This window comes from Pseudonocardia sp. TMWB2A (assembly GCF_017312135.1).
Map to the genome: position 1 here is coordinate 271,100 of NZ_QKQY01000002.1, position 26,585 is coordinate 297,684.

A 26,585-nucleotide genomic window follows, 5' to 3' on the forward strand; every position below is an offset into this window, starting at 1 on the left:
AGCTGCTGCGGACGCGGAGGTGATGTGGCGTGGACCGCCGACGGTCCCGCCCACCATGCGGCAACGGTGCCCGCCCGACACAGTGTGAGCGCGCCCGCGGCCTGCGGCCGGGGCGCGCGACGAGAGGACGCAGACCATGCAGGCCTGGCCCGGGCACGCCTATCCGCTGGGTGCCAGCTACGACGGCACCGGCACCAACTTCGCACTGTTCTCCGAGGTCGCCGAGGGCGTGGAGCTGTGCCTGTTCTCCCCCGACCCCGGCGCCCCCGGCGGTCTCGCCGAGACCCGGGTGCCGCTGACCGAGGTCGACGGCTTCGTCTGGCACGGCTACCTGCCCGGCATCGAGCCCGGCCAGCGCTACGGCTACCGGGTGCACGGACCGTACGACCCGGCCCAGGGTCTGCGCTGCAACCCGAACAAGCTGGTCATCGACCCCTACGCCAAGGCCCTCGACGGCCCGGTCGACTGGGACGAGGCCGTGTTCGGCTACAAGTTCGGGGACCCGGACTCGCGCAACGACACCGACTCCGCGCCGCACGTGCCGAAGTCGGTCGTCGTGAACCCGTACTTCGACTGGGGCTCGGACCGTCCGCCGAAGATCCCCTACAACGAGACCGTCGTCTACGAGGCGCACGTGCGGGGGCTGACCATCCAGCACCCCGACGTCGAGGAGGAGCTGCGTGGCACCTACTCCGGCGTCGCGCACCCGGCGATGATCGAGCACTACAAGCGGCTCGGGATCACCGCCGTCGAGCTGATGCCGGTGCACGAGTTCGTGCAGGACCACCACCTCACCGAGAAGGGCCTGTCGAACTACTGGGGCTACAACACCATCGGCTTCCTGGCCCCGCACCACGCCTACTCGGCCGGTTCCATCCGGTCCGGCACCCAGGTCGCGGAGTTCAAGGCGATGGTGCGCGACCTGCACGACGCGGGCATCGAGGTCATCCTCGACGTGGTCTACAACCACACCGCCGAGGGCTCGGACATGGGCCCGACGCTGTCCATGCGCGGCATCGACAACCACGCCTACTACCGGCTGGTCGACGACGACGCCCGCTACTACATGGACTACACGGGCACCGGGAACTCGCTCAACGTCCGCAACCCGCACACCCTGCAGCTGATCATGGACTCGCTGCGGTACTGGGTCACCGAGATGCACGTCGACGGCTTCCGGTTCGACCTCGCCTCCACCCTGGCGCGGGAGTTCTACGACGTCGACCGGCTCTCGACCTTCTTCGACCTCGTCCAGCAGGACCCGGTGATCTCGCAGGTCAAGCTGATCGCCGAGCCGTGGGACGTCGGCCCCGGCGGCTACCAGGTCGGCAACTTCCCGCCGCTGTGGACCGAGTGGAACGGCAAGTACCGCGACACCGTCCGCGACTTCTGGCGCGGCGAGGCGGGCACCCTCGGCGAGTTCGCGTCCCGGATCACCGGCAGCTCGGACCTCTACCAGGGCGACGGCCGGCGCCCGTACGCCTCGATCAACTTCGTGACCGCGCACGACGGCTTCACCCTGGCCGACCTCGTGTCCTACAACGAGAAGCGCAACGAGGCCAACGGCGAGGACGGCAACGACGGCGAGAGCCACAACCGGTCCTGGAACTGCGGCGTCGAGGGCCCCACCGACGACGAGACGGTGCTGGAGCTGCGGGCCCGCCAGCAGCGCAACTTCCTGGCGACGCTGCTGCTGTCCCAGGGCACCCCGATGCTGCTGCACGGCGACGAGGCCGGACGCACCCAGGGCGGCAACAACAACGTCTACTGCCAGGACAACGAGATCGCCTGGCAGGACTGGGAGCTGGCCGGCAAGCACGACGCGCTGACCACCTTCACCGCGGGCGTCGCCGCGCTGCGGCACGCGCACCCGGTGTTCCGCCGCCGCCGGTTCTTCGCCGGCCGCCCGATCGGCCGGTCCTCCACCAGCGAGGACGTCGCCGACATCGGCTGGTTCACCCCGGCCGGCCGGGAGATGACCGAGGAGGACTGGGACAACGACCTGGGCCGCTCGGTCGTCGTGTTCCTCAACGGCGGCCAGATCGCCGACGTCGACCAGCGCGGGCAGCGGATCGTCGACGACTCGTTCCTGCTCTGCTTCAACTCCTACTGGGAGGACATCGACACCACACTGCCGCCCGCCGAGTTCGGGCAGGCGTGGGAGATCGTCGTCGACACCCACGCCGGCGAGGTGCACCCGCCGAACGCCGCCGGCGTCATCGGGACCGACCTCGACCCGGTGTCCGCGGGCTCGGTGCTGACGCTGCCCGCCCGTTCCCTGCTCGTCCTGCGATCGAAGGGCTGAGGCGTGACGCGCCTTCCGGGATCGACCTACCGGCTGCAGCTGTCGGCGGAGCAGACCTTCGCCGACGCGGCCGCGCTCACCGGCTACCTGGACCGGCTGGGGATCGGGGCGCTCTACGCCTCCCCCCTGCTGGAGTCCACGGCCGGGTCCACCCACGGCTACGACGTGACCGACCCGACCCGGGTGTCGGGTGAGCGCGGTGGTGAGCAGGGGCTGCGGTCGCTGCTCGCGACGCTGCGCGAGCACGGGCTGACGATGCTGATCGACATCGTCCCCAACCACGTCGGCGTCGCGAAGCCCGCGGAGAACCCGTGGTGGTGGGACGTGCTCACGCACGGCGAGGCGTCGCGGTGGGCGGGACACTTCGACGTCGACTGGGGCGCCGGGCCGATCCTGCTGCCGGTGCTCGACGCTGACGAGGAGAAGGCGCTCACCGAGCTGTCGGTGACCGACGGCGAGCTCCGCTACTACGAGCACCGCTTCCCGCTCGCGCCCGGGACCGGCGAGGGCACCGCGCAGGAGGTGCACGACCGCCAGCACTACCGGCTCGTGTCCTGGCGGCGCGGCGCCGCAGAGCTGACCTACCGGCGGTTCTTCGACGTCAGCGACCTCGCCGCGGTCCGGGTCGAGGACCCGGCGGTGTTCGCCGACGCCCACCGCACGGTGCTCGACATCGTGCGCTCCGACGACACCGTCGTCGGGCTGCGGGTGGACCACCCGGACGGCCTGTCCGACCCGGGCGGCTACGCCCGCCGGCTGCGCGCCGAGCTCGGCCCGGGCCGGTGGCTGCTCGTCGAGAAGATCCTCGGGGTCGGCGAGGAGCTCCCGATCTCCTGGCCGGTCGACGGCACCACCGGCTACGAGGCACTGCGCGAGGTCTGCGGGGTGCTCGTCGACCCGGACGGGGCGGGGCTGCTCACCCAGTTCGCCGCCGAGCACACCGGGGAGAAGCGCTCCGCGCACGCCGTCGAGGACGACGGCCGCCACCTCGTCGTCCGGGAGATCCTGGTCGCGGAGGTGCGCCGGATCGCCGACGCCTTCCGCGCGGGACCCGGCGCCGACTCCGGCACCACCGGGCTCGACCTGGCCGACGTCGCCGCCGAGGACCTGCACGACGCGGTCGCCGAGCTACTGTGCGGGTTCCCGGTCTACCGCTCCTACCTCACCCCGGAGATCACGGAGGGCCGGGCGGCCGCCGACACCGCGGTCGCGGTGGCGCGCACCCGCCGCCCCGACCTGGCCGCGGTCCTGGGGGCGCTGCACTCCGGGCTGGTCCGCGAGCCCGGGTCGGACTACGCGACCCGGCTGCAGCAGACCTCCGGGATGGTCACCGCGAAGGGCGTCGAGGACACCGCCTTCTACCGGTACAACCGGCTCGTCGCGCTGAACGAGGTCGGGGGCGACCCGGCCCGGTTCGGGGTGACGCCCGAGGAGTTCCACACCGGGCTCGCCCGCCGGGAGGCCGGGCGGTCGCGCACCATGACCTCGCTGTCCACGCACGACACGAAGCGCTCGGAGGACGTCCGGGCGCGGCTCGCCGTGCTCGCCGAGCGTCCCGCGTCGTGGGCGGCGAAGGTCCGCGAGTGGTCGGTGCGCCACCCGCTGCCGGACCGGTCGCTGGAGCTGCTGGCCTGGCAGTCGCTGGTCGGGGCGTGGCCGATCCCGGCCGACCGGCTCGCGGGCTACCTCGGCAAGGCCTCCAAGGAGGCCAAGCTGGTGACCTCGCACATCGACGCCGTCGCCGAGGTCGACGAGGCGATCGCGGCCTGGCCGGAGCAGGTGCTCGCCGACACCGAGCTCGTCGCCGAGATCGAGACGTTCGTCGCGGAGATCGCCGAGCCCGGCTGGTCGAACTCGCTGGCCCAGAAGCTCCTGCAGATGGCCGGGCCCGGTGTGCCGGACGTGTACCAGGGCACCGAGCTGTTCGAGTACTCGCTGGTCGACCCGGACAACCGGCGCCCGGTCGACTGGGACGCCCGGCGCGCGATCCTGGAGCGTCTCGACGCCGGCGAGCAGCCACCGGTCGACGGAGGCGGTGCGGCGAAGCTGCTGGTCACCTCGGCGACGGCGCGGCTGCGGCGGTTCCGCCCGGAGCTGTTCAGCGGCTACGGCCGGGTCGACGCCCAGGGCACCGCGGCGGAGCACGCCGTCGCGTTCTCCCGCGGCGGGGGCGCGCTCGTCGCCGTCGCGACCCGGCTGCCCGAGGGGCTGGCCCGCCGCGGCGGGTGGGGCGACACCCGGCTGCCGCTGCCCGGCGGCTTCGACGACTGGCACGACATGATCGGGAACCGCCCGGTGGACGGTCCCGCGCCCGCCCTGTCGGACCTGCTCTCGCGCTACCCGGTCGCGCTGCTGGTGCGCCCGGCCTGACCTGCGGTCACCGTGCCCCGGCCGCCGACGGCGACCGGGGCACGCGCGTGTGCGGGGCTCAGGGCTCCTCGACGACGTGCACCGCGGCCTCCTCGGCCGAGGCACCGGCGCCGTCGATGCCGGCGTCGCCCGCGACGAGATCCTTCTCGCCGCCGTCGCTGCCGTCGAAGGACGCGTCGTCGATGGTGAGCCGGCCCGCCCGGGCGTCGCCGACCTCGTCGTCGCGCAGCTCGCCGTCGGTGCCGGGGGCGTCGCCGAGGTACTCCCCCGTCGCGTCGTCGACGTCACGGTCCGGGCGCTCGGGGGCCGCGGGGTCGGTGGTGTTCCACGGGTCGGGGACCTCGTCGGCCAGCCGCTCGTCGAGGCTCTCGTCGTCGCGGGCGTTCCAGGGCCGCTCGGGCGGCGAGTAGCCCTCGTCGAGCACGTCGGCCACGCCGCCGTACTCCAGGGTGTCCTCGGGCTGGAGCTGCGCGTCCTGGTCGAGGTCGTCGCCTGCGTCGGGGTCGCTCATCGGGGCAGCCTAGCGGCGCGTGACCCGGCCCACCCCCCGCCGGGCGCGCGCGGACCCCACCGGGTGCGGAAGGATCGTCGTCCGTGACGGAGTTCGCCGTGTGGGCCCCCGACAGGAACCGCGTCAGCGTGCTGGTGGGTGAGCAGCGGATCGCGCTCGACCCCGCCCCGGGGGGCTGGTGGCACACGGACCAGCCCGACCACGGGCACGGGACCGACTACGCGTTCCTGCTCGACGACGACGCCACGCCGCTGCCCGACCCCCGCTCCCGCTGGCAACCGAAGGGGGTGCACGAGCGCTCCCGCGTCTACGACCACGACGCGTTCTGGTGGACCGACGAGACCTGGACCGGCCGGGCGCTGGCCGGGTCGGTGCTCTACGAGTGCCACATCGGCACCTTCACCGACGGCGGCACGTTCGACACGGCGATCGGCCGGCTCGACCACCTGGTGTCCCTCGGGATCGACCTGGTCGAGGTGCTGCCGGTCAACGCCGTCGACGGCCCGGTGAACTGGGGCTACGACGGCGTCGGCTGGTACGCCGTCACCGAGAACTACGGCGGCCCGGACGCCTTCAAGCGCTTCGTCGACGCCTGCCACGCCCGCGGCCTGGGCGTGGTGCTCGACGTCGTCTACAACCACCTCGGCCCGTCCGGGGCCTACCTCGACCGGTTCGGCCCGTACTTCGCCGGCTCCAACATCTGGGGCCCGTCGCTGAACCTCGACGCCGCGGGCTCCGACGAGGTCCGCCGCTACATGATCGACAACGCGCTGATGTGGCTGCGCGACTTCCACGTCGACGGGCTGCGCATCGACGCCGTCCACGCGCTGCGCGACACCCGGGCCCAGCACGTGCTGGAGCAGCTCGCCGTCGAGGTGACCGCGCTGGAGGCACACGTCGGCCGCCCGCTGTCGCTGATCGCCGAGTCCGACCTCAACGACCCGAGGATGATCACCGCCCGGGAGGGCGGCGGGCACGGCCTCGACGCCCAGTGGGCCGACGACGTCCACCACTGCCTGCACACCGTGCTCACCGGCGAGTCCCAGGGCTACTACGGCGACTTCGCCGAGGCGGGCCTCGACGGGCTCGCGCACGTGCTCACCCGCGGGTTCCTGCACGAGGGCACCTGGTCGTCGTTCCGGCGGCGCAGCCACGGCGCCCCGATCGACACCGCCCGCATCCCCGGCTCGCGGCTGGTCACCTACCTGCAGAACCACGACCAGATCGGCAACCGCGCCACCGGCGACCGGCTGACCCACACGCTGTCCCCCGGCCTGCTGGCCTGCGGCGCGGCGCTGCTGTTCACCTCCGGGTTCACCCCGATGTTGTTCATGGGCGAGGAGTGGGGCGCGCGGACGCCGTGGCAGTTCTTCTCCCGCTTCGGCGACCCGGGCCTGCAGAAGGCCGTCCGCGACGGCCGTCGCGCCGAGTTCGCCGACCACGGCTGGGACGACGCCGCCGAGGTGCCCGACCCGAACGCCGAGTCCACCTTCACCGACTCCCGGCTCGACTGGTCCGAGCCCGAGCAGGAGCCGCACGCGACGCTGCTGCGGATGCACCGCGAGCTCATCGCGCTGCGCCGCGCCTGGCCGGAGCTGTCGGACCCGTGGCTGGACCGGATCGGCGTCGACGTCCACGAGCAGGCGCGCACGCTCGTCGTCGCCCGCGGGCGGATGCGGGTGGTGGTGAACCTCGGCCCGGAGCCGGTGACGCTGTCGCTCGGGTCGGAGATCACCCGGATCCTGCTGGCGTCCGAGCCGACGACGAGTGACGGCTCCTCGTTCACCGTTCCGGCGGAGGCATTCGCCATCTGCCGCGTGGCGGAGTAGCGAGAGCCTCTCGCGTCACCCGTCCGAGTGCCGTCGTTCACCTGTTCGCCGGACACGTGACACGGCCGGGCCACACGAGACTGCGAGGGTCTGCGAGGTCGCGACGGTGCGATCCCGCGTTCGCCCCTGCGACAGACGTGAGGTCACGTGACGTCCACCCCCACCCGGTCCGCCTCGACGCCGACGGCGCCGGGTACGACCTCGCACCCTCCGCCGCGGCGACGGCGACGCTTCACCGCCCGGGACCGGCACGACTTCTGGGTGTTCCTCGCCCTGGTGCTGCCCAACGCCGCGCTGATCGTCGCCTTCGCCTACCGCCCGGTCATCGAGAACGTCCGGTACTCGCTGCTGAACTGGACCCTCGGGTCACCGTCGGCGACGTTCGTGGGGCTCGGGAACTACGTCGCGTTCCTGACCTCGCCGTCGTCGGCGGAGATCGTGTGGACGACGCTGATGTTCACCGTCGTGACCGTCGGTGGGTCGATGGTGCTGGGCCTGCTGATCGCGCTGGCGCTCAACCGGCGGGTGCCGGGGACCGGCGTCGCGCGGGCCGCGGTGTTCTCCCCCTACGTGCTGTCCGGGGTCGGTGTCGGGCTGGTGTGGCTGTTCGTGTTCGACCCGTCGATCGGGGTGCTCGGCGCGGTCGTCCGGGCCTTCGGCGGGACCGCACCGGACTTCTTCAACGACCCGTCGATGTCGCTGGCGATGATCTGCATCGTCTACGTCTGGAAGAACATGGGCTACGCCGCGGTGATCTACCTGGCGGGCCTGCAGTCGATCCCGAAGGACCTGCTGGAGGCCGCAGCCCTGGACGGGGCGTCGTCGACGCGGACGTTCTTCCGGGTGGTGCTGCCGCTGCTCTCGCCGGTCACGTTCTTCCTGGTCGTCACCAGCGCGCTGAACTCGCTGCAGGCCTTCGACCTGATCCGGATCATGACCCCGCTCGGGCAGGGCACGACCACGCTGATCTACGAGGCCTACCTGCAGGCGTTCGGGTCGAGCAACCGGGCCGGCTACTCGGCGGCGGTGTCGACGATCCTGTTCGTGGTGCTGGTGGTCTTCACCCTGGTCCAGCTGCGGTGGATGGAGCGGCGGGTGCACTACGCATGACCACCACCGCTCCGGAGCCCCGGTCGTCCCGCGCGCTGTCGCCGCGGGCCCTGTTCGAGGTCGTGACCAGCGCCTACGTCCCGCTGCTGGTGGCCGTGCTCGTCGTGCTGTTCCCGCTGCTGTGGATGACGCTGTCGTCGTTCAAGCCGCTGACCGAGATCATCACCCAGACCCCGGCGCTGCTGCCCGCCGCGCCGACGACGGAGAACTACTCCACCGTCGCCGAGCGCCTGCCGTTCGCCCGGGTGTTCCTCAACTCGGTGCTGGTCACCGCGGTCGGTGCCGCGCTCAAGGTGGCGCTGGCCGTGTTCACCGCCTACGGGCTGGTGTTCGTCCGTTTCCCGTTCAAGAACTGGATCTTCGCCGGGCTGCTGGTGACGCTGATGGTGCCGCCGCAGGTGGCACTGCTGCCGAACTACACGCTGATCACCGCGCTCGGCGGCGCGGACACCTACTGGGGCATCATCCTGCCCGGTCTCGGGACGGCGTTCGGCACGTTCCTGCTGCGCCAGCACTTCCGCACGCTGCCGCCGAGCCTGCTCGAGGCCGCGGAGCTCGACGGCGCCGGGCACTGGCGCCGGCTCACCCGGGTCGTCCTGCCGGTGTCCGCGCCGACCGTCGCCACCGTCGCGCTGATCACCATCGTCTACGAGTGGAACGACTACCTCTGGCCGCTCGTGATCATCTCGAAGCCGGAGATGATGACGCTGCCGGTCGGGCTCACCCTGCTGGCCAACGTGGACAACCGGGCCGCGGCCTACGGCCAGCTCATGGCCGGGTCGGTCGCCGTCATCGTACCGGTCCTGATCGTCTTCATCGCGCTCCAGCGCCACATCATCGCCGGGCTGACCCAGGGTGCGGTCAAGGACTGAGACCGCTCCCCGCTCCTCCTCCCCTCACCCCGAAAGGACGCCAGCTGCCATGCATCTCGACCGTCGCGGATTCCTGAAGTTCGCCGGCATCACCGGCGCCGCCGCGGCGCTGGCCGCCTGCGGTGGCCCCTCCACCAGCGGCGGCGGGCCCGCCGCCGTCCCGGAGGTCGACTACTCCGGCGTGCAGCCGGCGAAGGAGATCACCTGGTGGACGAACAACCCGGGTAGCTCGGAGAAGGTGTCGCGCCAGATCATCGACGCCTACCAGCGGGCCAACCCGGGCACGAAGGTCAACCTGGTGACCGCGGGCGCGAACTACGAGGAGATCGCGCAGCGCTTCCAGACCGCGCAGGCCGGCGGCGGCTCCCAGCTGCCCGACCTCGTCGTGCTCTCCGACGTCTGGTGGTTCCGCTACTACATGCAGCGCTCCATCGTGCCGATGGACCCGCTGATCGCCGCGACCGGCATCGACACCGCCGACTACCGGCAGCAGCTGATCGAGGACTACCGCTACGACGGCAAGCTCTGGGCGCTGCCCTGGGCCCGTTCGACGCCGATCTTCTACTACAACAAGGCGCACTGGCAGAAGGCCGGTCTGCCCGACCGCGCTCCCGCGACCTGGGCCGAGATGGCCGAGTGGGGGCCGAAGCTGCAGGCCGCGGGGACCGGCGCGCAGAAGGCGTACCAGCTCCCCGCCCTGGCCGACTACGCCGGCTGGTCGTTCCAGAACAACCTCTGGGGCGAGGGCGGTGCCTGGTCGAACGAGTGGGACGTCACCTGCGACTCCCCCGAGGCGGTCCGCGCGGTCTCGGCCCTGCAGAACGCGGTGACCTCGGGCTGGGCCGGCGTCGCCGCCACCGACGGCACCACCGACCTGGGTGCCGGGGCGGTGTCGGCGACGGTCGGCTCCACCGGCTCGCTGGTCACCGTGCTCGACGCGGCCCGGTTCGACGTCGGCGCCGGATTCCTGCCCGCGGGCCCGGTCGCCGGGCCGGTGTGCCCGACCGGCGGCGCGGGGCTCGGGATCCCGGCCGGGGTCCCGCCGGAGCGCCAGCTCGCCGCGGCGGCGTTCGCGAAGTTCCTGACCAGCCCGGAGAACACGGTGCTGTTCTCCCAGGCCACCGGCTACCTCCCGATCCGCACCTCGGCGAACACCGGGCCGCTGCTCGCCCAGACCCCGCTGCGCAAGGTCGCGATCGACCAGCTCGACCGGACCCGCACCCAGGACCGGGCGCGCGCGTTCTTCCCGGGCGCCGACCAGGAGATCGCGCGGACCTGTGCCAACATCCTCAACCAGCGGGCCGACGTGCAGGGCGAGCTCACCACCCTCAAGGGCACGCTGACCCGGATCTTCGACACCGACGTGAAGCCCAACATCTGATGGCGGGACGCTGACATGGCAACGGTCACCTACGACTCGGCGACGCGGATCTACCCCGGGTCGGACACCCCCGCCGTCGACGGGCTGGACCTGGAGATCGCCGACGGCGAGTTCCTCGTGCTCGTCGGGCCGTCCGGCTGCGGGAAGTCGACGTCGCTGCGGATGCTCGCGGGCCTGGAGGACGTCGACGCCGGCGCCATCCGGATCGGCGACCGCGACGTCACCGACGTCCGGCCCAAGGACCGCGACATCGCGATGGTGTTCCAGAACTACGCGCTCTACCCGCACATGACGGTCGCCGCGAACATGGGCTTCGCGCTGACCAACGCGGGCCGCCCGAAGGACGAGATCGCCCGCCGCGTCGCCGAGGCGGCGACGATCCTCGACCTGGAGGGGCTGCTGGACCGCAAGCCGCGTGCCCTGTCGGGCGGGCAGCGTCAGCGGGTCGCGATGGGCCGCGCGATCGTGCGCGAGCCCGCCGTGTTCTGCATGGACGAGCCGCTGTCCAACCTGGACGCGAAGCTGCGGGTGTCCACCCGCACCCAGATCGCGTCGCTGCAGCGGCGCCTGGGTGTCACCACCGTCTACGTCACCCACGACCAGGTGGAGGCGATGACGATGGGCGACCGCGTCGCGGTGCTCTCGGGCGGGGTGCTGCAGCAGTGCGCCACCCCGCGCGAGCTCTACGAGCGGCCGGTGAACGCCTTCGTCGCCGGGTTCGTGGGGTCGCCGGCGATGAACCTGGTGACGGTGCCGGTGGACGGCTCCGGGCAGGTCGCCCTGGGTGGGGCACAGATCGCGGTGCCGGCCTCGTCGTCGGGCACGGTCACGGTCGGGATCCGGCCGGAGGACCTGCGCCCGGCCGGTGCCGGGGACGGGCTGGAGGTGACCGTCGACGTCGTCGAGGAGCTGGGGGCCGACGCCTACGTCTACGGCACCCTCACCGAGGACGCGGGGCACGACGGGGCCGGGACGACGCTGGTCGCCCGGGTCGACGCGCGCACCCCGCCGGAGCGCGGGACCCGGCTGCGGCTGGTCCCCGACCCGGACCGCACCCACCTGTTCGACGGCGGCACCGGCGCCCGCCTGGTGTGACCCGGCCACGGTGCCGCAGCCCGCGCGCTGATCCGCGGCCCGCGCGCTGATCCGCTGTCCGCGCGCAGATCCGCTCGGCGCGCGTGTCCGGACGCGCGCGCGGCGCGGATCAGCGCGCGGATCGGCGATCACCGGGGAGCGGCTCCGGACGCACCGCGGCCCCGCACCCGTGACGGGTGCGGGGCCGCGGTCCGTGTGCGGTCGGCTCAGATGAGGCCGAGCTTGGCGACGGTGTCGCGCTCCTCGACCAGCTCCGCGACGCTCGCGTCGATCTTCCCGCGGGAGAACTCGTCGATCTCCAGGCCCTGGACGATCTTCCACTCGCCGTTCTCGGAGGTGACCGGGAACGAGGAGATGATGCCCTCGGGGACGCCGTAGGAGCCGTCCGACGGGATCGCGGCGGAGGTCCAGTCGCCGGCCGGGGTACCGTTGACCCAGTCGTAGACGTGATCGATGGCGGCGTTCGCGGCCGACGCGGCCGAGGACGCGCCCCGGGCCTCGATGATCGCGGCACCGCGCTTGGCGACGGTCGGGATGAAGTCGTTCTCCAGCCACTCCCGCTCGACCTGCTCGGCGGCGATCTTGCCGCCGACCTCGGCGTGGAAGAGGTCCGGGTACTGGGTGGCCGAGTGGTTGCCCCAGATCGTGAGCTTGCTGATCTCGTCGAGGCCGACGCCGAGCTTCTTCGACAGCTGCGCCAGCGCGCGGTTGTGGTCGAGGCGGGTCATCGCGGTGAACCGCTCGGCCGGGACGTCGGGCGCGGAGGCCTGGGCGATCAGGGCGTTGGTGTTGGCCGGGTTGCCGACGACCAGGACGCGCACGTCGTCCGCGGCACCGGCGTTGATCGCCTTGCCCTGCGGGCCGAAGATGCCGCCGTTGGCCTCGAGCAGGTCGCCCCGCTCCATGCCCTTGCTGCGGGGACGGGCGCCGACGAGCAGCGCGACGTTGGTGCCGGAGAACGCGGCGTTCGCGTCGTCGAAGATGTCGATGCCGCGCAGCAGCGGGAACGCGCAGTCGTCGAGCTCCATCGCGGTGCCCTCGGCGGCCTTCACGGCCTGCGGGATCTCCAGCAGGTTCAGCTTGACCGGGGTGTCGGGCCCCAGCAGCTGCCCGGAGGCGATCCGGAAGAGCAGCGCGTAACCGATCTGGCCAGCGGCTCCGGTGACGGTAACGGTAACGGGGGTAGCAGACACGCCACGGACCCTAGCCCTGATCGCGCCTGCGTACCGCGACGGGGAGCACACCCACCGCCACGCGTGGCGGGAACCACACCGCCGGTAGCGTGGGCCGTGATGCGTGACGTCCCGGTGACCGGTCGTGCACCGGCGCCGGACCTGGCCCGCGGCGCGGCGCTGCTGCTCATCGCCGTCGCGAACGCGCACACCTTCGTCACCCACCGCGGCATCGGCGTGCGCACCTACCCGCTCGACCCGACCGGCGTCGACGCCTGGCTCGCCGCGGCGCAGCTGACCCTGGTCGACGGCCGGGCCTATCCGCTCTTCGCTCTGCTGTTCGGCTACGGCATCGCCGGGCTCGCCCGCCGCGCGACCCGCGCCGGTGCCGGGCCCGACCAGGTCCTGGCCCTGGTGCGACGCCGGGGCGGGGCACTGTTCGCCGTCGGTGCCGCGCACGCGGTGCTGCTGTGGCACGGGGACTTCGTCGCCGCCTACGGGCTGATCGCGGTGGTCCTCGCGCCGGTGCTGGTCCGCGGGTCGACCGCGGTGCTGGTGCTCACCGGGGTGGCCGCGACGACGCTGCTGGCGCTGCTCTACGCCCCCGTCGCGCTGACCCGGTCCGACGCGGCGTCGGCGTCGCCGTCGCTGGTCGCGCCGGACGTGCTGTCGGCGGCGGTGGAGCGGTTCGGCGAGTGGCTGTTCGGCAACCTGCTGATCAGCGCGGTCGGGCTCCTGGGGGCGGCGGTCGCGGGGGTCCTCGTCGCCCGCGCCGGGTGGCTCGACGCCCCGGCCCGGCACCGTCGCGCGCTGCGCCGGGTCGCCGTCGCGGGGATCGGCGCCGGGGTCGTGGGCGGCCTGCCGCTGGGGCTGGTCGCCGCCGGGGTGTGGACGCCGTCGGAGCCGGTGGCGCACGTGGTCGGGGTGCTGCACGCGGTGACCGGCTACGCCGCGGGCGCCGGGTACGCGGCGCTGGCCGGGCTGGTCGTCGCGCGACGGACACGCTCCGCCGGCGCGGCGCCGGACGGTCCGGGGGCCGTGTACCGGTCCCCGGGCGAGGCCGGACCGGTGCCGGGCGGGTGGGCGGCCCGCGCGCTGGTCGCGCTGGGGCGGCGCTCGCTGAGCGGGTACCTGGCGCAGTCAGTCGCGTTCGTGGCCCTGTTCCCGGCCTGGACGCTCGGGCTCGGCGCGGGCCTGCCGCTGTGGGCGGCGACGCTGTGCGGGGCCGGGGTGTGGCTGGTGACCGTCGTCGTCGCCGTGGTGGCCGGGCGCCGAGGCCACCGCGGCCCGGCCGAGGTGCTGCTGCGCCGGCTGACCTACGGCCGCACCCCGGCTCCCGCACACCGCCCCGCCGGACCATGATCGCCGGGAAAGGAGCGCCGGACGCACCCCGCTGCGTTCTGCACTCCACTCCCGGCGATCATCGTGCGGCGCGGCCGGGCCCGCGGGGCGGGCGGCGGTCTAGGCTCCCGGCATGAGCGGCACCGACCCCGCCGACCGGCCCGGACCGGACGAGCCGGCGCGGCCGGACCCGCCCGGCGCGGCCGGGGCGACGCCGTCGTGGCAGGGCGCCCCGGGGTTCTCCGGGATCAACCCCGGCTCCGTCCCGCCCCACGCCCCGCTGCCGGGGGCGCCGCCGTACCCACCGGGCACGGAGCCGGAGCGGGCCGCGGTCGCCGACCGGTCCCCGCAGCTCCCGGGCGTCGCCGCCGTGCTCCCCCGCTGTGTGGCCGCGGCGGCCGGCTGGGTGGCGGTGGCGCTGCTGCTGGCCCTGTTCACCGGGGTCGGGTCGTGGCCGCTGCGTGCGCTCGCGCTGGTCGTGCCGTGGGGGCTCGCGGCTCTGGCGCTGGTGTTCCCGGCCCGGCGCGGGGTCGGCCCCGGTGGGCTGGTGGCGCTGGCGTTCGCCCCGTTCTGGCTGATCCACGCCTTCCTGGTCGGTCTGCTCGGCTGGTGAGACCGGCCCGGTTCCGGCGACGCGTGCCCCCGGCGTCGGGCGTCGCGTTCCGGTGGTCGTGACCACGCGGACGCAACGCCCGGCGCGGCGGCCGGCGTGTGGGAGTGGCCGCAGCTCGTCGCTCCCGGACCGTCGGCCGACGACCCCCTGTCACGAATGGCGCCGGAGTGCTGCGTCGCGCAATGATGCCGCTCACACACTCGCCGCCGAGGAGGTCCTGGTGGACGGTCACGACCCGCAGGTGCTGCAGATGGCCGACGTCGCCGACCGGTGGGTGGTGCGGTGCGACTGCGGGTGCGGGCTCCTCACGCAGTACGCGTCGCGGGACGAGGCCGAGGACGCGGCCGAGCAGGCCCGCGCCGAGGCCGACCCGCCGACCGAACGGGAGCTGGCGATCGACGACGCCGTCGAGGACGACGGCGAGCGGGCCCCCGAGCGGATCTGACCGCGACGGGGGCCGGTCCCGGCCGGTCGGCACAACGGACCGGTCCGAGCGGGCCGATCCCGGCCGGGCCGAGCACGGTCGGCCGCGGCGGGTCAGTCCCGGCGCCGCGAGGTGATCACTCCGGTGTCGAACCCGGCCAGGTGCAGCCCGCCGGCGAAGCGCGCGTGCTCCACCTTGAGGCACCGGTCCATCACCACGGTCAGGCCGGCGGCCTCCGCGCGGCGGGCCAGCTCCTCGTCGAACAGGCCGAACTGGAGCCAGAACGTCGACGGCGCCGGGTCGAGGGCGAGCACCTCGTCGAGCACCCCGTCGAGGTCCTCGGGGCGGCGGAACACGTCGACCAGGTCCGGCACCACCGGCAGCTCCGCGAGCGAGGGGTACACCGGGCGCCCGAGGATCGTGGTCGCGTTCGGGTTGACGAAGTACACCTCGAAACCGGTCGAGGCCAGCAGGTAGGTGGCGACGAAGTTGCTGGCCCGGGCCGGGTTCGGGCTCGCCCCGACGACGGCGACGGTGCGGGTGTCGCGCAGGATCTGCTGCCGCCGCCACGCGGGCGGGTTCTCCCAGGTCACGCGGTCTCCTTCTGCGAGGCGGTGAGGGCCTGGTCGAGGTCCCAGACGATGTCGTCCGGGTCCTCCAGCCCGACCGAGATCCGGATCATGTCCTCGGGGACGCCGGCGTGCTCCAGCTGCTCGGCGGTCAGCTGCTGGTGGGTGGTGGACCCGGGGTGCAGGACGAGGGTGCGGGCGTCGCCGACGTTGGCGAGGTGGCTGCACAGCTGCACCGACTCGATGAACCGCGCCCCGGCGGCCCGGCCACCGCGCACCCCGAACGCGAACACCGCGCCCGGCCCCGCGGGCAGGTACCGGCGAGCCCGCTCGTGGTGGCGGTGCGACGGCAGCCCGGGGTAGGTCACGTACTCCACCCGCGGGTCGGCCTCGAGCCACTCGGCGACCTTCTGCGCGTTGGCGATGTGGGCCTCCATCCGCTGCGGCAGCGTCTCGACGCCCTGCATCAGCAGGAACGCCGAGTGCGCGGACAGCGTGGCGCCGACGTCGCGCAGCTGCTCGGCACGCAGCTTGGTGAGGAACCCGAGCTCCTGGAAGTTGCCCCACCAGGTGAGCCCGCCGTAGGACGGGACCGGCTCGGTCATCCCGGGGAAGCGGCCGTTGCCCCAGTCGAAACGGCCGGACTCGATCACGACGCCGCCGAGGGTGGTGCCGTGCCCGCCGAGGAACTTCGTCACCGAGTGGATCACGATGTCCGCGCCGTGCTCCAGCGGCCGGCACAGGTACGGCGTCGCCAGCGTCGCGTCGATGATCAGCGGGAGCCCGGCCGCGTGCGCGACCTCGGCGAGTCCGGCGATGTCGGCGACCTCGCCGCCCGGGTTGGACACGACCTCGGCGAAGACGAACTTGGTGTTGTCGCGGATCGCGGCGGCGTAGTCGGCCGGGTCGGTGCCCGGCACGAAGGTCGTGTCGACGCCGAAGCGGCGCAGCGTCACGTCGAGCTGGGTGATGGTGCCGCCGTACAGCCCGGCCGCGGCGACGGCGTGGTCCCCCGCCCCGGCGAGCGCGGCGAAGGTGAGGAACTCGGCGGCCTGCCCGCTGGCCGTGCACACCGCGCCGATGCCCCCGTCGAGGCTGGCCAGGCGCTCCTCCAGCGCCGCCACCGTCGGATTGGCGATCCGGGAGTAGATCAGCCCGTACTTCTGCAGCGCGAACAGCGCCGCGGCGTCGTCGGTGTCGCGGAAGACGTAGCTGGTCGTCTGGTGGATCGGCACCGCCCGGGAGCCGGTCGCGGCGTCCGGCACCGTCCCCGCGTGCACGGCCCGGGTGCGGAAGCCCCAGGCCCGGTCCTGCTGATCATCGCGCTCGCTCACACCCCCCATCCTGCCCCGGCTACAGGTGGTCGCGCAGGAAGGCCCGCACCCGCTCCGTCGCGTCCGTCGCCGACGGCTCGTGGTACTCCGCGTGCAGCGGCGTCCGGCGCGCCACCGCACCCTTCACACCCGGCGTGCGCGTCATGAACGAGTGCCCGGCCTCGGGGTAGACGACGACGTCGTGCGGGATCCCCCGCTCGGTCAGGTCGGCCTCCAGGCGCTGCGGGTAGCCGTCGGCGAACTGCGCGTCCCGCCCGCCGAAGCTGGCGACGACCGGACAGACCGGTTCCACCTCGACGCCGGCGCGGCCGTAGAACGGCACCGCGACCCGGTACAGACCGCTCTGGGACAGCAGCATCGCGAACCCGCCGCCCATGCAGAACCCCATGACCCCGATCCGGTCGGCGTCGACGGTGGGCTGGTCGGCCAGCCAGCGACGCGCGGACTCGCAGTCGCCGAGCGCGGCGCCGCGGCCGGTGGCCATCGTCGCCACCGTCGAGGCGATGCACAACGGCTTCACCCGGCCGCGGGCGAACAGGTCCGGGATCAGCACGGTGTAGCCCTCGCGGGCCAGCTCGCGGGCGATCCGGCGCATCTCCGGGGTCATCCCGAAGATCTCGTAGATCATCACGATCGCCGGGCCCGGGGTGGTGGTCTCGGGGCGGGCCAGGAAGCCGGGCAGCCTGCCGCCGTTGACACTGGGCAGTGAGATCTCGGACTCGACGGTCATGGGCGTGCGTCCCTCCCGGCGCGCGGGACCCGGACGAGTCCCTCCTGCATGGTGGTGGCGACCAGGCGGCCGTCGGCGGTGAAGAAGCGGCCGCTCGCGAGGCCGCGCCCGCCGGACGCGGCCGGCGAGAAGCACGAGTAGAGCAGCCACTCGTCGGCCCGGAACGGCGCGTGGAACCACATCGCGTGGTCCAGGCTCGCCATCTGCAGCCCGGTCCGGGGCACGTCGTGGCGGGCGACGACCGACCCCAGCAGGGTCAGGTCGCTGGCGTAGGTGAGCAGGCACACGTGGAGCAGCGGGTCGTCGGGCAGCTCGCCGTCGGCGCGCAGCCACAGCCGCATCGGGTCGTCGGACGGGCCGGGGTGGTCCTGCGACCAGGACGGCTCGTCGATCAGCCGGATGTCCAGCGGGCGCGGCAGCCCGGCCATCCAGCCGCCGTCGCCGCGGGCGGCGCGGGTGCCGAGGTCGTCGACGGCGTCCGGCGCGGGGACGTCCGAGGGCATCGGCTGGGAGTGCTCCAGACCGTTCTGCGGCAGCTGGAACGACGCCGACAGCGAGAAGATCGGCTCGCCGCGCTGGATGGCGAGCACCCGGCGGGTGGTGAACGACCGGCCGTCGCGGACCCGCTCGGTCTCGTAGACGATCGGGATGCTCGGGTCCCCGGGCCGGATGAAGTAGGCGTGCAGCGAGTGCACGCCCCGGTCGGCCGGCACCGTGCGGCCCGCGGCGACCAGCGCCTGGCCCGCGACCTGCCCGCCGAACACGCGGGGCAGCGACACCGGCGGGCTCACCCCGCGGAAGAGGTTGTCCTCCAGCCGCTCCAGGTCCAGCAGCGCGACCAGGTCGTCGAGGACGGCCTGGCCGCGCGGTTCACCGTCGGCTGCGGTCTGCGCGGTTGCGGAATCGGCACTCACGGTCGGTGAGTATGCCCAACCGGCCTCAGGCGTGGTCGTCCTCGCCCAGGCGGTGCACCCGGATCAGGTTGGTCGACCCGACCGTGGAGGGCGGCGACCCGGCGACGACGACCACCAGGTCACCCGGCTTGAACCGGCCGATCGACAGGATCGCGTGGTCGACCTGGCGGATCATCGCGTCGGTCGAGTCGACCTTGTCGACCAGGAACGTCTCGACGCCCCAGGTCATCGCGAGCTGGCTGCGCACCGCGGGCTCCGGGGTGAACGCCAGCAGCGGGAGCCGGGTGTGCAGCCGGGCCAGGCGGCGCACCGTGTCACCGGACTGGGAGAACGCGACCAGCGCCCGCGCCGAGAGCCGCTCGCCGATGTCGCGGGCGGCGTAGGACAGCACGCCACGCTTGGTGCGGGGCACGTGGTTGAGCGGCGGCACGTCGGCCGGGCCCGCCTCGACGGCCTCGACGATCTCGGCCATCGTCCGCACGGTCTTGATCGGGTAGCGGCCGACGCTGGTCTCACCGGACAGCATCACGGCGTCGGTGCCGTCGAGGACGGCGTTCGCGACGTCGGAGGCCTCGGCGCGGGTCGGGCGCGAGCTGGTGATCATCGACTCCAGCATCTGGGTCGCGACGATGACCGGCTTGGCGTTCTCCCGCGCGATCTGCACCGCGCGCTTCTGCACCAGCGGCACGTTCTGCAGCGGCAGCTCCACGCCCAGGTCACCGCGGGCGACCATGATGCCGTCGAAGGCGAGCACGACGGCCTCGAGGTTGTCGACGGCCTCCGGCTTCTCCAGCTTCGCGATCACCGGGACGCGGCCGGCGCCGGTGTTGTCCATGATCTTGTGGACGAGGTCGATGTCGGCGGGGCTGCGCACGAACGACAGCGCGACGACGTCGACCCGCAGCGACATCGCGAACTCCAGGTCCGCGATGTCCTTGTCCGACAGCGCGGGCACCGAGATGTTCATCCCGGGCAGCGACAGGCCCTTGTTGTCCGAGACGGGGCCGCCCTCGGTGACCCGGCAGACCACGTCGTTGCCGTCGACGGCGACGACCCGCAGGCCGACCTTGCCGTCGTCGACGAGCATCCGGTCGTCGACCTGGGCGTCCTGGGCGAGGCCCTTGTAGGTGGTGGAGACCCGGTCGCGGGTGCCGGCCACGTCGTCGACCGTGATCCGCACCTCCTCGCCGGTCGCCCACTCGGTGGGCCCGTCGGTGAAGCGGCCGAGCCGGATCTTCGGGCCCTGCAGGTCGGCGAGGATGCCGACGGCGCGCCCGGTCGAGTCGGCGGCGTCGCGGACCATCTCGTAGACGCGCTTGTGGTCGGCGCGGTCCCCGTGGCTGAAGTTGAGCCGGGCCACGTCCATGCCCGCTTCCACGAGGTCACGGATCCGGTCCGGGGTCGCCGTGGCCGGACCGATGGTGCAGACGATCTTGGTTCGACGTGTCACGGCTATCAGGGTAGCGCTGTCTGGAACGATCAGGACGACGGGAACCCGGCCTGTCGGCGTCCGGTTCGACGGTGTTCATCCCGGCGGTCACCGGTGGAGCAGACTGGGGGCGTGCGCGTCCAGCCGTTCGTCCTGTCGGTCCTGTTGAGCCTGGTGGTCCTGTTCACCCCGGCGTCCGGGGTCCCGACGGCACCTCCGGGCACCGACAAGGTCGTCCACCTGCTGCTGTTCGCGCTGCTGGCGTGGACCGGGCGGGCCGCCGGGATCCGGGTGTGGCCGCTGCTGGGCGGGCTGGTCGTCTACGCCGCGGCGTCGGAGGTCGCGCAGGCGCTGCTGCCGATCGGGCGCAGCGGGGACGTCCTCGACGCGCTCGTCGACGTCGCCGGGGCGGTACTCGGGGTGGGGCTGGCCGCACTGGTGGCGCGGCGGCGCCCGGGGCGGACGTCGTCCTCGCGGCTCTGAGGCCGACCGTCCCCACACCGCCGGGCGGGCCGGCTCAGCCGGAGGGGCGCTGGGTGGCGTCGGCGAAACGGGCCAGGGTCGCCGCGATCGCGCGGGTGTAGCGGTCCAGCTTCACGGTGTCGACGTTGCCGATCCGGTCGCAGGCCGAGTGGTAGCAGCCGTCGTAGGCCCGGCCCGCCTCGCCGCCCCAGAGCTGGGCCTGGGAGCGGGACTTGGTGTCCTCGTCGCCGGTGACCGCGCCCGCGACCGGGATGCCGACCTCGGCGAAGGGGCCGTCGTCGTCGCCGTAGAGGCCGATGGTCTCGGGCTGCGGGGCGCCCGCCGCGGCCAGCTCCTCGGCCAGCACCGAGGCGACGACGCCGGACCCGGACGGGCCCCGCTCCTCGTCGTCCTCGCCGCGGCCGCCCTGCACGAAGTAGCCGCCGTTGGGTGAGCCGAGCATGTCGGCGTTGAGGTAGAGCAGGTGGTGCTCGCGCTCCTCCTCCGACAGGGACCGCACGTAGCCGGTCGAGCCCTGCAGGTCGTCCTCCTCCGAGCCCCAGAAGCCGAAGGAGACGGTGGCGCCGACGCCCGGCTGCGGGCCGAGCGCGGTCGCCGCGGCGAGCAGCCCGGCGATGCCGCTGCCGTCGTCGTTGATGCCGGGGCCGGCCCGCACGGAGTCGAGGTGGGCGCCGGCGAGCACGATCCGGGCGGGGTCGCCGCCGCGGGTGCGGGCGACGACGTTGCGCAGCTCGCGACCGTCCCCGGCGTCGTAGGTGGGGGTGGTGACGTCGAACCCGGCGTCGCGCAGCACGCCGGCGACGTAGTCGACCGTCGCGTCGTAGCCGGGCGTCCCGGCGGCGCGGTTGCCGCCGTTGTCGTCGGCGATGCGCTCCAGGGCCCGCAGGTGCGGCACCGCTGCCTCGCCGGTCGCGGCGCCGGTGACCTGCTGGGACAGCGCCCCGGCGGGCGGCGGCGCGGTGGCGGGCCCGGCGGCGGTGCACCCGGCGACGACGAACGCCGCCGTCACCAGCGCCAGCAGCCCGTCACGGGTGCGCCGGCCCCGCGTCCGCCCCTGCACTCCCATGCCCACTCCCCCGTGCGTCGACCCGGACCGCGTCGGCCCGTCCGCGGTGTTCGTACCCCGGCCGTCGTCCGGATCACCGCGCAGGTTGTCGACCGTGTCACGGAAACCCGCCCGGCGCCGCCCGGACCGTCGGCGCGGCACGGTGACACGACCCGGCGACAGCGCGGCGGCACGGCGGCGGCACGACCGACCCGACGGCGCGGCGGCGGCGCGGCCGCGGCGGGTCAGCGGCGCGGGAGCTCGCTGGGGCCGACGTGGTCGTCGAGCCACTCGGTGACCGGGCGGGAGGCCCGCCACACCGTGCGGACCCGGTCCCGGGCCCGCGGGCCGTGCAGCACGTCGTCCGGCGGCCAGCTCCGCGACACGTAGAGCCCCTTGTGTCGCAGCAGGTCCAGCCGCGGGTGGCCAGGGTCGGTGCCGCGCGGGCGGGTCTTGAGCGTCTGGCCGTCGACGGTGAGCCCGGCAGCGCGGGCGGTGTCGAGCCGGGCCCGCAGGTCCTCGCCGCGGCGCCCGTCGTCGACGCTCTCGCGGTAGCGGGTCAGCTGGTCGGGCGCCATGTAGTAGTAGCCGCCCGCGGCGAGCATCCCGTCCGCGGACACCTCGACGTAGAACGGCTCGGCGAAGCCGCCGCAGTGGGTCTTGTACGGCGTCTTGTCCGCGGCGAAGCGCACGTCGCGGTAGGGCCGGAACACCTTGCCCGCCCCGAACTCCGGTTCGAGGTCGGCGAGCAGCGCCGTCATCGGGCCGCGGACGTCGGTCTCGTAGACCTCGCGCTGGTCGGTCCAGTACGCCCGTGAGTTGTCGGCGAGCAGGCCGTCGTAGAACTCGACGGCGCCGTCGCCGAAGCCCGCGAACGCGCTCACGCGTCCTCGTGCTCCTGGGGCTTGCCCTGCTCCCCGGGCGCGGTGGTGTCCTCCGGCTCGGGCGCGACGTACTCCTCGCGGCCGCGCCGGGCGAACGCGACGTAGAGCACCGCCCCGACGAACACGACGGCCGCGACGACGACGTTGATCCGGACGTCGCCGAACACGCGGGTCGCCGGGTCGGTACGCATGAGCTCGATGAAGAACCGGCCGAGGGTGTAGCCCGCGACGTAGAGCGCGAACACCTTGCCGTGGCCGAGCCGGAACCGGCGGTCGGCCAGCACGATCAGCGCGGCGACGACGAGGTTCCACAGCAGCTCGTAGAGGAACGTGGGGTGCACGACCGCGATCGGTGTCGGGTCGAGCGCGACGCCGCCGAGCGGGTCGTCCAGCCCGGTCGCGGGGTCGACGCGGCGGTAGATCTCCAGGCCCCAGGGCAGGGTGGTCGGGCCGCCGTAGAGCTCCTGGTTGAACCAGTTCCCGAGCCGCCCGATCGCCTGGGCGACGATGATGCCGGGCGCGACCGCGTCGGCGAACAGCGGCAGCGGGACGCCGTGGCGGCGGCAGCCGATCCAGGCCCCGACCCCGCCGAGCGCGATGGCGCCCCAGATCCCGAGCCCGCCGTTCCAGATCTCCAGCGCACCCCACGGGTTGCCGCCGGGGCCGAAGTAGGTCCGCCAGTCGGTGGCGACGTGGTAGAGCCGCCCGCCGAGCAGGCCGAACGGCACCGCCCACACCGCGACGTCGAGCACCGTCCCGGCCCGCCCGCCGCGCGCCTGCAGCCGACGCTCGCCCCACCACAGGGCGACCGCGATGCCGGCGATGATGCACAGCGCGTACGCCCGGATCGGGATCGGGCCGAGGTGCCAGACACCGCGGTCCGGGCTGGGGATGTACGTCGGGAGCGCCGCGGCGAGCGTGACGAGCACGGCTCAGCCGCCGTTGCGGCTGCAGGACGGGTGGAACCCGGCCGCGACCAGCCCGCGGACCGCGGCCGCCGGGTCACCGCTGGTCACCAGGCCCTCGCCGACCAGCACCGCGTCGGCACCCCAGCCCGCGTAGGTGAGCAGGTCACCGGGGCCGCGGACGCCGGACTCGGCGACCTTGAGCACGTGCGACGGCAGCCCGGGCGCGATCTCACCGAAGACCGACCGGTTCACCTCGAGGGTGTGCAGGTTGCGGGCGTTCACGCCGATCAGGGTGGCGCCGGCCTCCAGGGCGCGGTCGCACTCCTCCTCGGTGTGCACCTCGACCAGCGGGGTCATCCCGAGGGACTCGACGCGGTCCAGCAGCGAGGCGAGCACCGGCTGCTCCAGCGCGGCGACGATCAGCAGCACGACGTCCGCGCCGTGCGCACGGGCCTCGTGCACCTGGTACGGCGTGACGACGAAGTCCTTGCGCAGCAGCGGGGTGTCGACCCGGGCGCGGACGGCGTCGAAGTCGGCCAGCGAGCCGCCGAAGCGGCGCTGCTCGGTGAGCACGCTGATCACCCGCGCGCCGTTGGCGGAGTAGGCATCGGCGAGGTCGGCCGGGTCGGGGATGTCGGCGAGCGACCCCTTCGACGGGCTGGCCCGCTTCACCTCGGCGATGACGCCGACACCCGGCTCGCGCAGGGCCGCCATCGCGTCCCGCGGCGGCGGCGCGGCCGCGGCCCGCCGTTTGATCTCGGCGAAGTCGACGACGCTCTCGCGCTCGGCGAGGTCCTCCCGGACCCCGTCCACGATGGACTCGAGGACGCTGGGTACGCGACCCGGTGTCCCGTTCGGGTGTCCGGCAGTACCGGCAGTGCCCGTAGTGCTCACAGGGCCGACTCCTCCTCCGCTCGCGCGTCGCCCGGACGTCGAGGTCATGCTAGTTCTCCCCCTCACGCGGGCCGACGGTCGGGTCGCCGCCGGCGTCGAGCCGTTCCCAGGCCGCCCGGTCGGGGTCGGCCGGTGTCGTGGCCGCCTGCGTCCCCGGTGCGGCGTACCGGGCGCCGAGCCGCGGCAGCCGCGGCTCGCGGACCACCAGCAGCACCGCCGCGGCGAGCGCGACGACCCCGCCGGCGACGGCCAGCCAGGGCCACGGCGTCGCCGAGACCGCGCCGGAGCCCGCGGGGGCGTTCGGGGCGGTCAGCCCGGAACGGGCCGAGGCCAGCTCCACCGCCGACGGCGGCACGGCGACCAGCCGCAGGGTCAGCACCACCGCGGCCGCCCCGGCGAGCCCGACCAGCACGCCCAGCACGCGGCGGGCGATCCCGGACAGCGCGACCAGCGCGGCGACGGCCGCCACCAGCAGCGCCGCGACCGCGGTGACCGCGGGCTGCAGCTGCGCGCCGGTGGCGCCGAGCTCGACGGTGCCGCGGGTCGCGGTGGGCACCTCCAGCACGAACCACTCGGCCGCCCCGGCGCCCCACAGCGCCCCGGCGCCGAGCAGCAGGCCGAGCACGGTCAGGCCGAGTGCCCGCCGGTCGGTGCGGTCCGCCGCGGGCGCGGCGGCCCCGTCGTCGCCGGGCGCCGTCACGCGCTGCCCGGGGCCGGCGGGGGTGACATGGACCCGGCCGCGGCGACGGCCGAGAGCACCGCCCGGGCCTTGTTCAGGCACTCCATGTCCTCCGCGGCCGGGTCGGAGTCGGCGACGATCCCGCCGCCCGCCTGCACGTACGCGGTCCCGTTGCGGATCATCGCGGTGCGGATGGCGATCGCGGTGTCGGCGTTGCCCGCGAAGTCGAGGTAGCCGACGATGCCGCCGTACTGGCCGCGCCGGGTCGGCTCCAGCCGGTCGATGACCTGCATGGCCCGCACCTTCGGCGCCCCGGACAGGGTGCCTGCCGGGAAGCAGGCGACGACGGCGTCGAACGCGGTGCGGTCGCCGCGCAGCAGCCCGGTCACCGTCGACACCAGGTGCATGACGTGGCTGTAGCGCTCGATCTCGAAGAAGTTCCGCACGGTCACCGTGCCGGGCTCGCACACCCGGCCCAGGTCGTTGCGGCCGAGGTCGACGAGCATCAGGTGCTCGGCGCGCTCCTTCTCGTCGCCGCGCAGCTCCTTCTCCAGGAGCTGGTCCTCCTCGTCGGTCGCGCCGCGCCAGCGGGTGCCCGCGATGGGGTGCGTGGTGGCGCGCCCGTCGAGCACGCTGACCAGCGCCTCCGGGCTGGACCCGACGATGGAGAACGGCGGCCCGCCCGCCGCGTCGTCCAGACGCAGCAGGTACATGTACGGGCTCGGGTTCGTGGTGCGCAGGATCCGGTAGACCTCGAGCGGGTCGGCGTCGCACTCCATCTCGAAGCGCTGCGAGAGCACGATCTGGAACGCCTCGCCGGCGCGGATCTGCTCCTTGGCGTCCTCGATCGCGGCGTGGTGCTGCTCGGGGGTGCGCCGGCGGAGGAACTCCGGGCGGGTCGGGGTGTACACCGCGACCGAGCTGGGCGCGGGCACGGCGAGCTCGCCGGTCATCCGGTCCAGCCGGGCGACGGCGTCGTCGTAGGCCTGGTCGACGCGCTCGTCGGTGGCGTCCCAGTTGATCGCGTTCGCGATCAGGGTGACGGTGCCCTCGTGGTGGTCGAGCGCGGCCAGGTCGGTGGCCAGCAGCATGACCAGCTCGGGCAGCGCCAGGTCGTCGACGGCCGGGTCGTCCGGGTCGGCGATGCGCTCGACGCGGCGGACGATGTCGTAGCCGAGGTAGCCGACCATGCCGCCGGTCAGCGGCGGGAGCCCGGGCAGCGGCTCGGAGTGCAGCTCGGTGACCACGGTGCGCAGCGCGTCGAGCGGGTCGCCGGTGGTGGGCAGGCCGTCGGGGACCTCCCCGGTCCAGACCAGCTCGCCGTCGACGGCGGTGAGCGCGGCGGCGCTGCGGGCCCCGACGAACGACCACCGCGACCAGGACCGGCCGTTCTCGGCGGACTCCAGCAGGAACGTGCCCGCGGTCCCGCCCGCGAGCTTGCGGTAGACCCCGACCGGGGTCTCGTCGTCGGCCAGCAGCCGCCGGGTCACCGGGATGACCCGGTGCGCGCGGGCCAGCTCCCGGAACTCCTCACGGGTGGGGCTCACCGCGCCCAGGGCGGCGGCCGCGGGAACCGCGGGGGCGGGGGCCCCGGTCGTCGTCGCGCCACCGGATGCGTTCTGGGTCCGCTGGGTCATGCGACTCATTGTCCCCGAGCAGTGACGGCCGCCCTCGCGCGGGTGAGGATGGGGCG

At 73.9% G+C, this 26,585-nt stretch carries 24 protein-coding genes; 11 read left to right on the plus strand and 13 right to left on the minus strand.

Annotation, left to right across the window (positions count from 1 at the left end; genetic code table 11):
• The first annotated feature begins 136 nt into the window (after window positions 1-136).
• Complete coding sequence (glgX, locus tag DMP17_RS15625; RefSeq protein WP_337829903.1) at window positions 137-2,305, plus strand: glycogen debranching protein GlgX; 2,169 nt, start codon at window positions 137-139, stop codon at window positions 2,303-2,305.
• A 3-nt stretch (window positions 2,306-2,308) separates the two neighbouring features.
• Complete coding sequence (treY, locus tag DMP17_RS15630) at window positions 2,309-4,675, plus strand: malto-oligosyltrehalose synthase (RefSeq protein WP_226356302.1); 2,367 nt, start codon at window positions 2,309-2,311, stop codon at window positions 4,673-4,675.
• A gap of 58 nt (window positions 4,676-4,733) precedes the next feature.
• On the opposite strand, the gene DMP17_RS15635 is transcribed toward treY, so the two are convergent.
• The gene (locus tag DMP17_RS15635; protein WP_226356301.1) at window positions 4,734-5,186 is read right to left on the minus strand and encodes a DUF5709 domain-containing protein; all 453 of its coding nucleotides are present in this window, start codon (window positions 5,184-5,186) and stop codon (window positions 4,734-4,736) included.
• An 83-nt stretch (window positions 5,187-5,269) separates the two neighbouring features.
• Between DMP17_RS15635 and treZ the strand changes: the two genes are divergently transcribed.
• The 5 genes from treZ to DMP17_RS15660 all read left to right on the plus strand — a co-directional run bounded on the left by treZ (window position 5,270) and on the right by DMP17_RS15660 (window position 11,473).
• On the plus strand, window positions 5,270-7,015 hold the full coding sequence (treZ, locus tag DMP17_RS15640; protein ID WP_226356300.1) for a malto-oligosyltrehalose trehalohydrolase: 1,746 nt from the start codon (window positions 5,270-5,272) through the stop codon (window positions 7,013-7,015).
• Window positions 7,016-7,162: 147 nt separating this feature from the next.
• A complete protein-coding gene (locus tag DMP17_RS15645; RefSeq protein WP_337829904.1) occupies window positions 7,163-8,125 on the plus strand; it encodes a carbohydrate ABC transporter permease in 963 nt (320 codons plus the stop codon).
• Window positions 8,122-8,997, plus strand: a complete 876-nt coding sequence (locus DMP17_RS15650; RefSeq protein ID WP_226356298.1) for a carbohydrate ABC transporter permease — start codon at window positions 8,122-8,124, stop codon at window positions 8,995-8,997. The genes DMP17_RS15645 and DMP17_RS15650 overlap by 4 nt, the downstream gene beginning before the upstream one ends.
• 49 nt (window positions 8,998-9,046) lie before the next feature.
• Window positions 9,047-10,378, plus strand: coding sequence for an ABC transporter substrate-binding protein (locus tag DMP17_RS15655; protein ID WP_337829905.1), 1,332 nt, complete (start codon window positions 9,047-9,049; stop codon window positions 10,376-10,378).
• Between the two features lie 15 nt (window positions 10,379-10,393).
• The gene (locus DMP17_RS15660; RefSeq protein ID WP_337829906.1) at window positions 10,394-11,473 is read left to right on the plus strand and encodes an ABC transporter ATP-binding protein; all 1,080 of its coding nucleotides are present in this window, start codon (window positions 10,394-10,396) and stop codon (window positions 11,471-11,473) included.
• A gap of 206 nt (window positions 11,474-11,679) precedes the next feature.
• Here DMP17_RS15660 and DMP17_RS15665 read toward each other — a convergent pair whose 3' ends face one another.
• Window positions 11,680-12,666: a malate dehydrogenase gene (locus DMP17_RS15665; protein WP_226356295.1), complete on the minus strand. Its 987-nt coding sequence runs from the start codon at window positions 12,664-12,666 to the stop codon at window positions 11,680-11,682.
• 99 nt (window positions 12,667-12,765) lie between these two features.
• Between DMP17_RS15665 and DMP17_RS15670 the strand changes: the two genes are divergently transcribed.
• The 3 genes from DMP17_RS15670 (at window position 12,766) to DMP17_RS15680 (ending at window position 15,044) form a co-directional block, all read left to right on the plus strand.
• Entirely contained in the window at window positions 12,766-14,007 is a 1,242-nt protein-coding gene (locus tag DMP17_RS15670; protein WP_337829907.1) for a DUF418 domain-containing protein, read from the plus strand.
• Window positions 14,008-14,119: 112 nt separating this feature from the next.
• The gene (locus DMP17_RS15675) at window positions 14,120-14,599 is read left to right on the plus strand and encodes a hypothetical protein (protein WP_337829908.1); all 480 of its coding nucleotides are present in this window, start codon (window positions 14,120-14,122) and stop codon (window positions 14,597-14,599) included.
• Window positions 14,600-14,819: 220 nt separating this feature from the next.
• A complete protein-coding gene (locus tag DMP17_RS15680) occupies window positions 14,820-15,044 on the plus strand; it encodes a hypothetical protein (RefSeq protein WP_226356292.1) in 225 nt (74 codons plus the stop codon).
• Between the two features lie 92 nt (window positions 15,045-15,136).
• Here DMP17_RS15680 and DMP17_RS15685 read toward each other — a convergent pair whose 3' ends face one another.
• The 5 genes from DMP17_RS15685 to pyk are packed head-to-tail and all read right to left on the minus strand — an operon-like array spanning window position 15,137 to window position 20,020.
• Entirely contained in the window at window positions 15,137-15,616 is a 480-nt protein-coding gene (locus DMP17_RS15685; protein WP_226356291.1) for a CoA-binding protein, read from the minus strand.
• Window positions 15,613-16,926, minus strand: a complete 1,314-nt coding sequence (locus DMP17_RS15690; protein ID WP_443217889.1) for an O-acetylhomoserine aminocarboxypropyltransferase/cysteine synthase family protein — start codon at window positions 16,924-16,926, stop codon at window positions 15,613-15,615. The genes DMP17_RS15685 and DMP17_RS15690 overlap by 4 nt, the downstream gene beginning before the upstream one ends.
• Before the next feature lie 19 nt (window positions 16,927-16,945).
• On the minus strand, window positions 16,946-17,656 hold the full coding sequence (locus DMP17_RS15695; protein WP_226356289.1) for a dienelactone hydrolase family protein: 711 nt from the start codon (window positions 17,654-17,656) through the stop codon (window positions 16,946-16,948).
• On the minus strand, window positions 17,653-18,570 hold the full coding sequence (locus DMP17_RS15700; RefSeq protein ID WP_226356288.1) for an acyl-CoA thioesterase: 918 nt from the start codon (window positions 18,568-18,570) through the stop codon (window positions 17,653-17,655). The genes DMP17_RS15695 and DMP17_RS15700 overlap by 4 nt, the downstream gene beginning before the upstream one ends.
• A gap of 25 nt (window positions 18,571-18,595) precedes the next feature.
• Window positions 18,596-20,020, minus strand: a complete 1,425-nt coding sequence (gene pyk, locus DMP17_RS15705; protein ID WP_226356287.1) for a pyruvate kinase — start codon at window positions 20,018-20,020, stop codon at window positions 18,596-18,598.
• A 111-nt stretch (window positions 20,021-20,131) separates the two neighbouring features.
• On the opposite strand from pyk, the gene DMP17_RS15710 reads away from it, so the two are divergent.
• On the plus strand, window positions 20,132-20,482 hold the full coding sequence (locus DMP17_RS15710) for a VanZ family protein (protein WP_226356286.1): 351 nt from the start codon (window positions 20,132-20,134) through the stop codon (window positions 20,480-20,482).
• A gap of 34 nt (window positions 20,483-20,516) precedes the next feature.
• Here the strand turns inward: DMP17_RS15710 and DMP17_RS15715 are convergent, their stop codons facing one another.
• The 6 genes from DMP17_RS15715 to DMP17_RS15740 all read right to left on the minus strand — a co-directional run bounded on the left by DMP17_RS15715 (window position 20,517) and on the right by DMP17_RS15740 (window position 26,529).
• The gene (locus tag DMP17_RS15715; RefSeq protein ID WP_226356285.1) at window positions 20,517-21,548 is read right to left on the minus strand and encodes a M28 family peptidase; all 1,032 of its coding nucleotides are present in this window, start codon (window positions 21,546-21,548) and stop codon (window positions 20,517-20,519) included.
• A 224-nt stretch (window positions 21,549-21,772) separates the two neighbouring features.
• Window positions 21,773-22,411 (minus strand): DUF2461 domain-containing protein, encoded by a 639-nt coding sequence (locus tag DMP17_RS15720; RefSeq protein WP_337829910.1) that lies wholly within the window; start codon window positions 22,409-22,411, stop codon window positions 21,773-21,775.
• Entirely contained in the window at window positions 22,408-23,340 is a 933-nt protein-coding gene (gene lgt / locus DMP17_RS15725; protein ID WP_226365615.1) for a prolipoprotein diacylglyceryl transferase, read from the minus strand. The genes DMP17_RS15720 and lgt overlap by 4 nt, the downstream gene beginning before the upstream one ends.
• A gap of 3 nt (window positions 23,341-23,343) precedes the next feature.
• Complete coding sequence (gene trpC, locus DMP17_RS15730) at window positions 23,344-24,213, minus strand: indole-3-glycerol phosphate synthase TrpC (protein ID WP_308016717.1); 870 nt, start codon at window positions 24,211-24,213, stop codon at window positions 23,344-23,346.
• A gap of 49 nt (window positions 24,214-24,262) precedes the next feature.
• Entirely contained in the window at window positions 24,263-24,913 is a 651-nt protein-coding gene (locus tag DMP17_RS15735; protein WP_226356282.1) for a Trp biosynthesis-associated membrane protein, read from the minus strand.
• Window positions 24,910-26,529: an anthranilate synthase component I gene (locus tag DMP17_RS15740; RefSeq protein ID WP_226356281.1), complete on the minus strand. Its 1,620-nt coding sequence runs from the start codon at window positions 26,527-26,529 to the stop codon at window positions 24,910-24,912. The genes DMP17_RS15735 and DMP17_RS15740 overlap by 4 nt, the downstream gene beginning before the upstream one ends.
• Between the last annotated feature and the right edge of the window lie 56 nt (window positions 26,530-26,585).

Bases quoted from the DNA above. Each gene is read 5' to 3' on its own strand.
- glgX (WP_337829903.1), top strand. From the start codon at position 137: ATGCAGGCCTGGCCCGGGCACGCCTATCCGCTGGGTGCCAGCTACGAC.
- DMP17_RS15635 (WP_226356301.1), bottom strand. From the start codon at position 5,186: ATGAGCGACCCCGACGCAGGCGACGACCTCGACCAGGACGCGCAGCTC.
- DMP17_RS15650 (WP_226356298.1), top strand. From the start codon at position 8,122: ATGACCACCACCGCTCCGGAGCCCCGGTCGTCCCGCGCGCTGTCGCCG.
- DMP17_RS15655 (WP_337829905.1), top strand. From the start codon at position 9,047: ATGCATCTCGACCGTCGCGGATTCCTGAAGTTCGCCGGCATCACCGGC.
- DMP17_RS15660 (WP_337829906.1), top strand. From the start codon at position 10,394: ATGGCAACGGTCACCTACGACTCGGCGACGCGGATCTACCCCGGGTCG.
- DMP17_RS15670 (WP_337829907.1), top strand. From the start codon at position 12,766: ATGCGTGACGTCCCGGTGACCGGTCGTGCACCGGCGCCGGACCTGGCC.
- DMP17_RS15675 (WP_337829908.1), top strand. From the start codon at position 14,120: ATGAGCGGCACCGACCCCGCCGACCGGCCCGGACCGGACGAGCCGGCG.
- DMP17_RS15695 (WP_226356289.1), bottom strand. From the start codon at position 17,656: ATGACCGTCGAGTCCGAGATCTCACTGCCCAGTGTCAACGGCGGCAGG.
- DMP17_RS15715 (WP_226356285.1), bottom strand. From the start codon at position 21,548: ATGGGAGTGCAGGGGCGGACGCGGGGCCGGCGCACCCGTGACGGGCTG.
- DMP17_RS15740 (WP_226356281.1), bottom strand. From the start codon at position 26,529: ATGACCCAGCGGACCCAGAACGCATCCGGTGGCGCGACGACGACCGGG.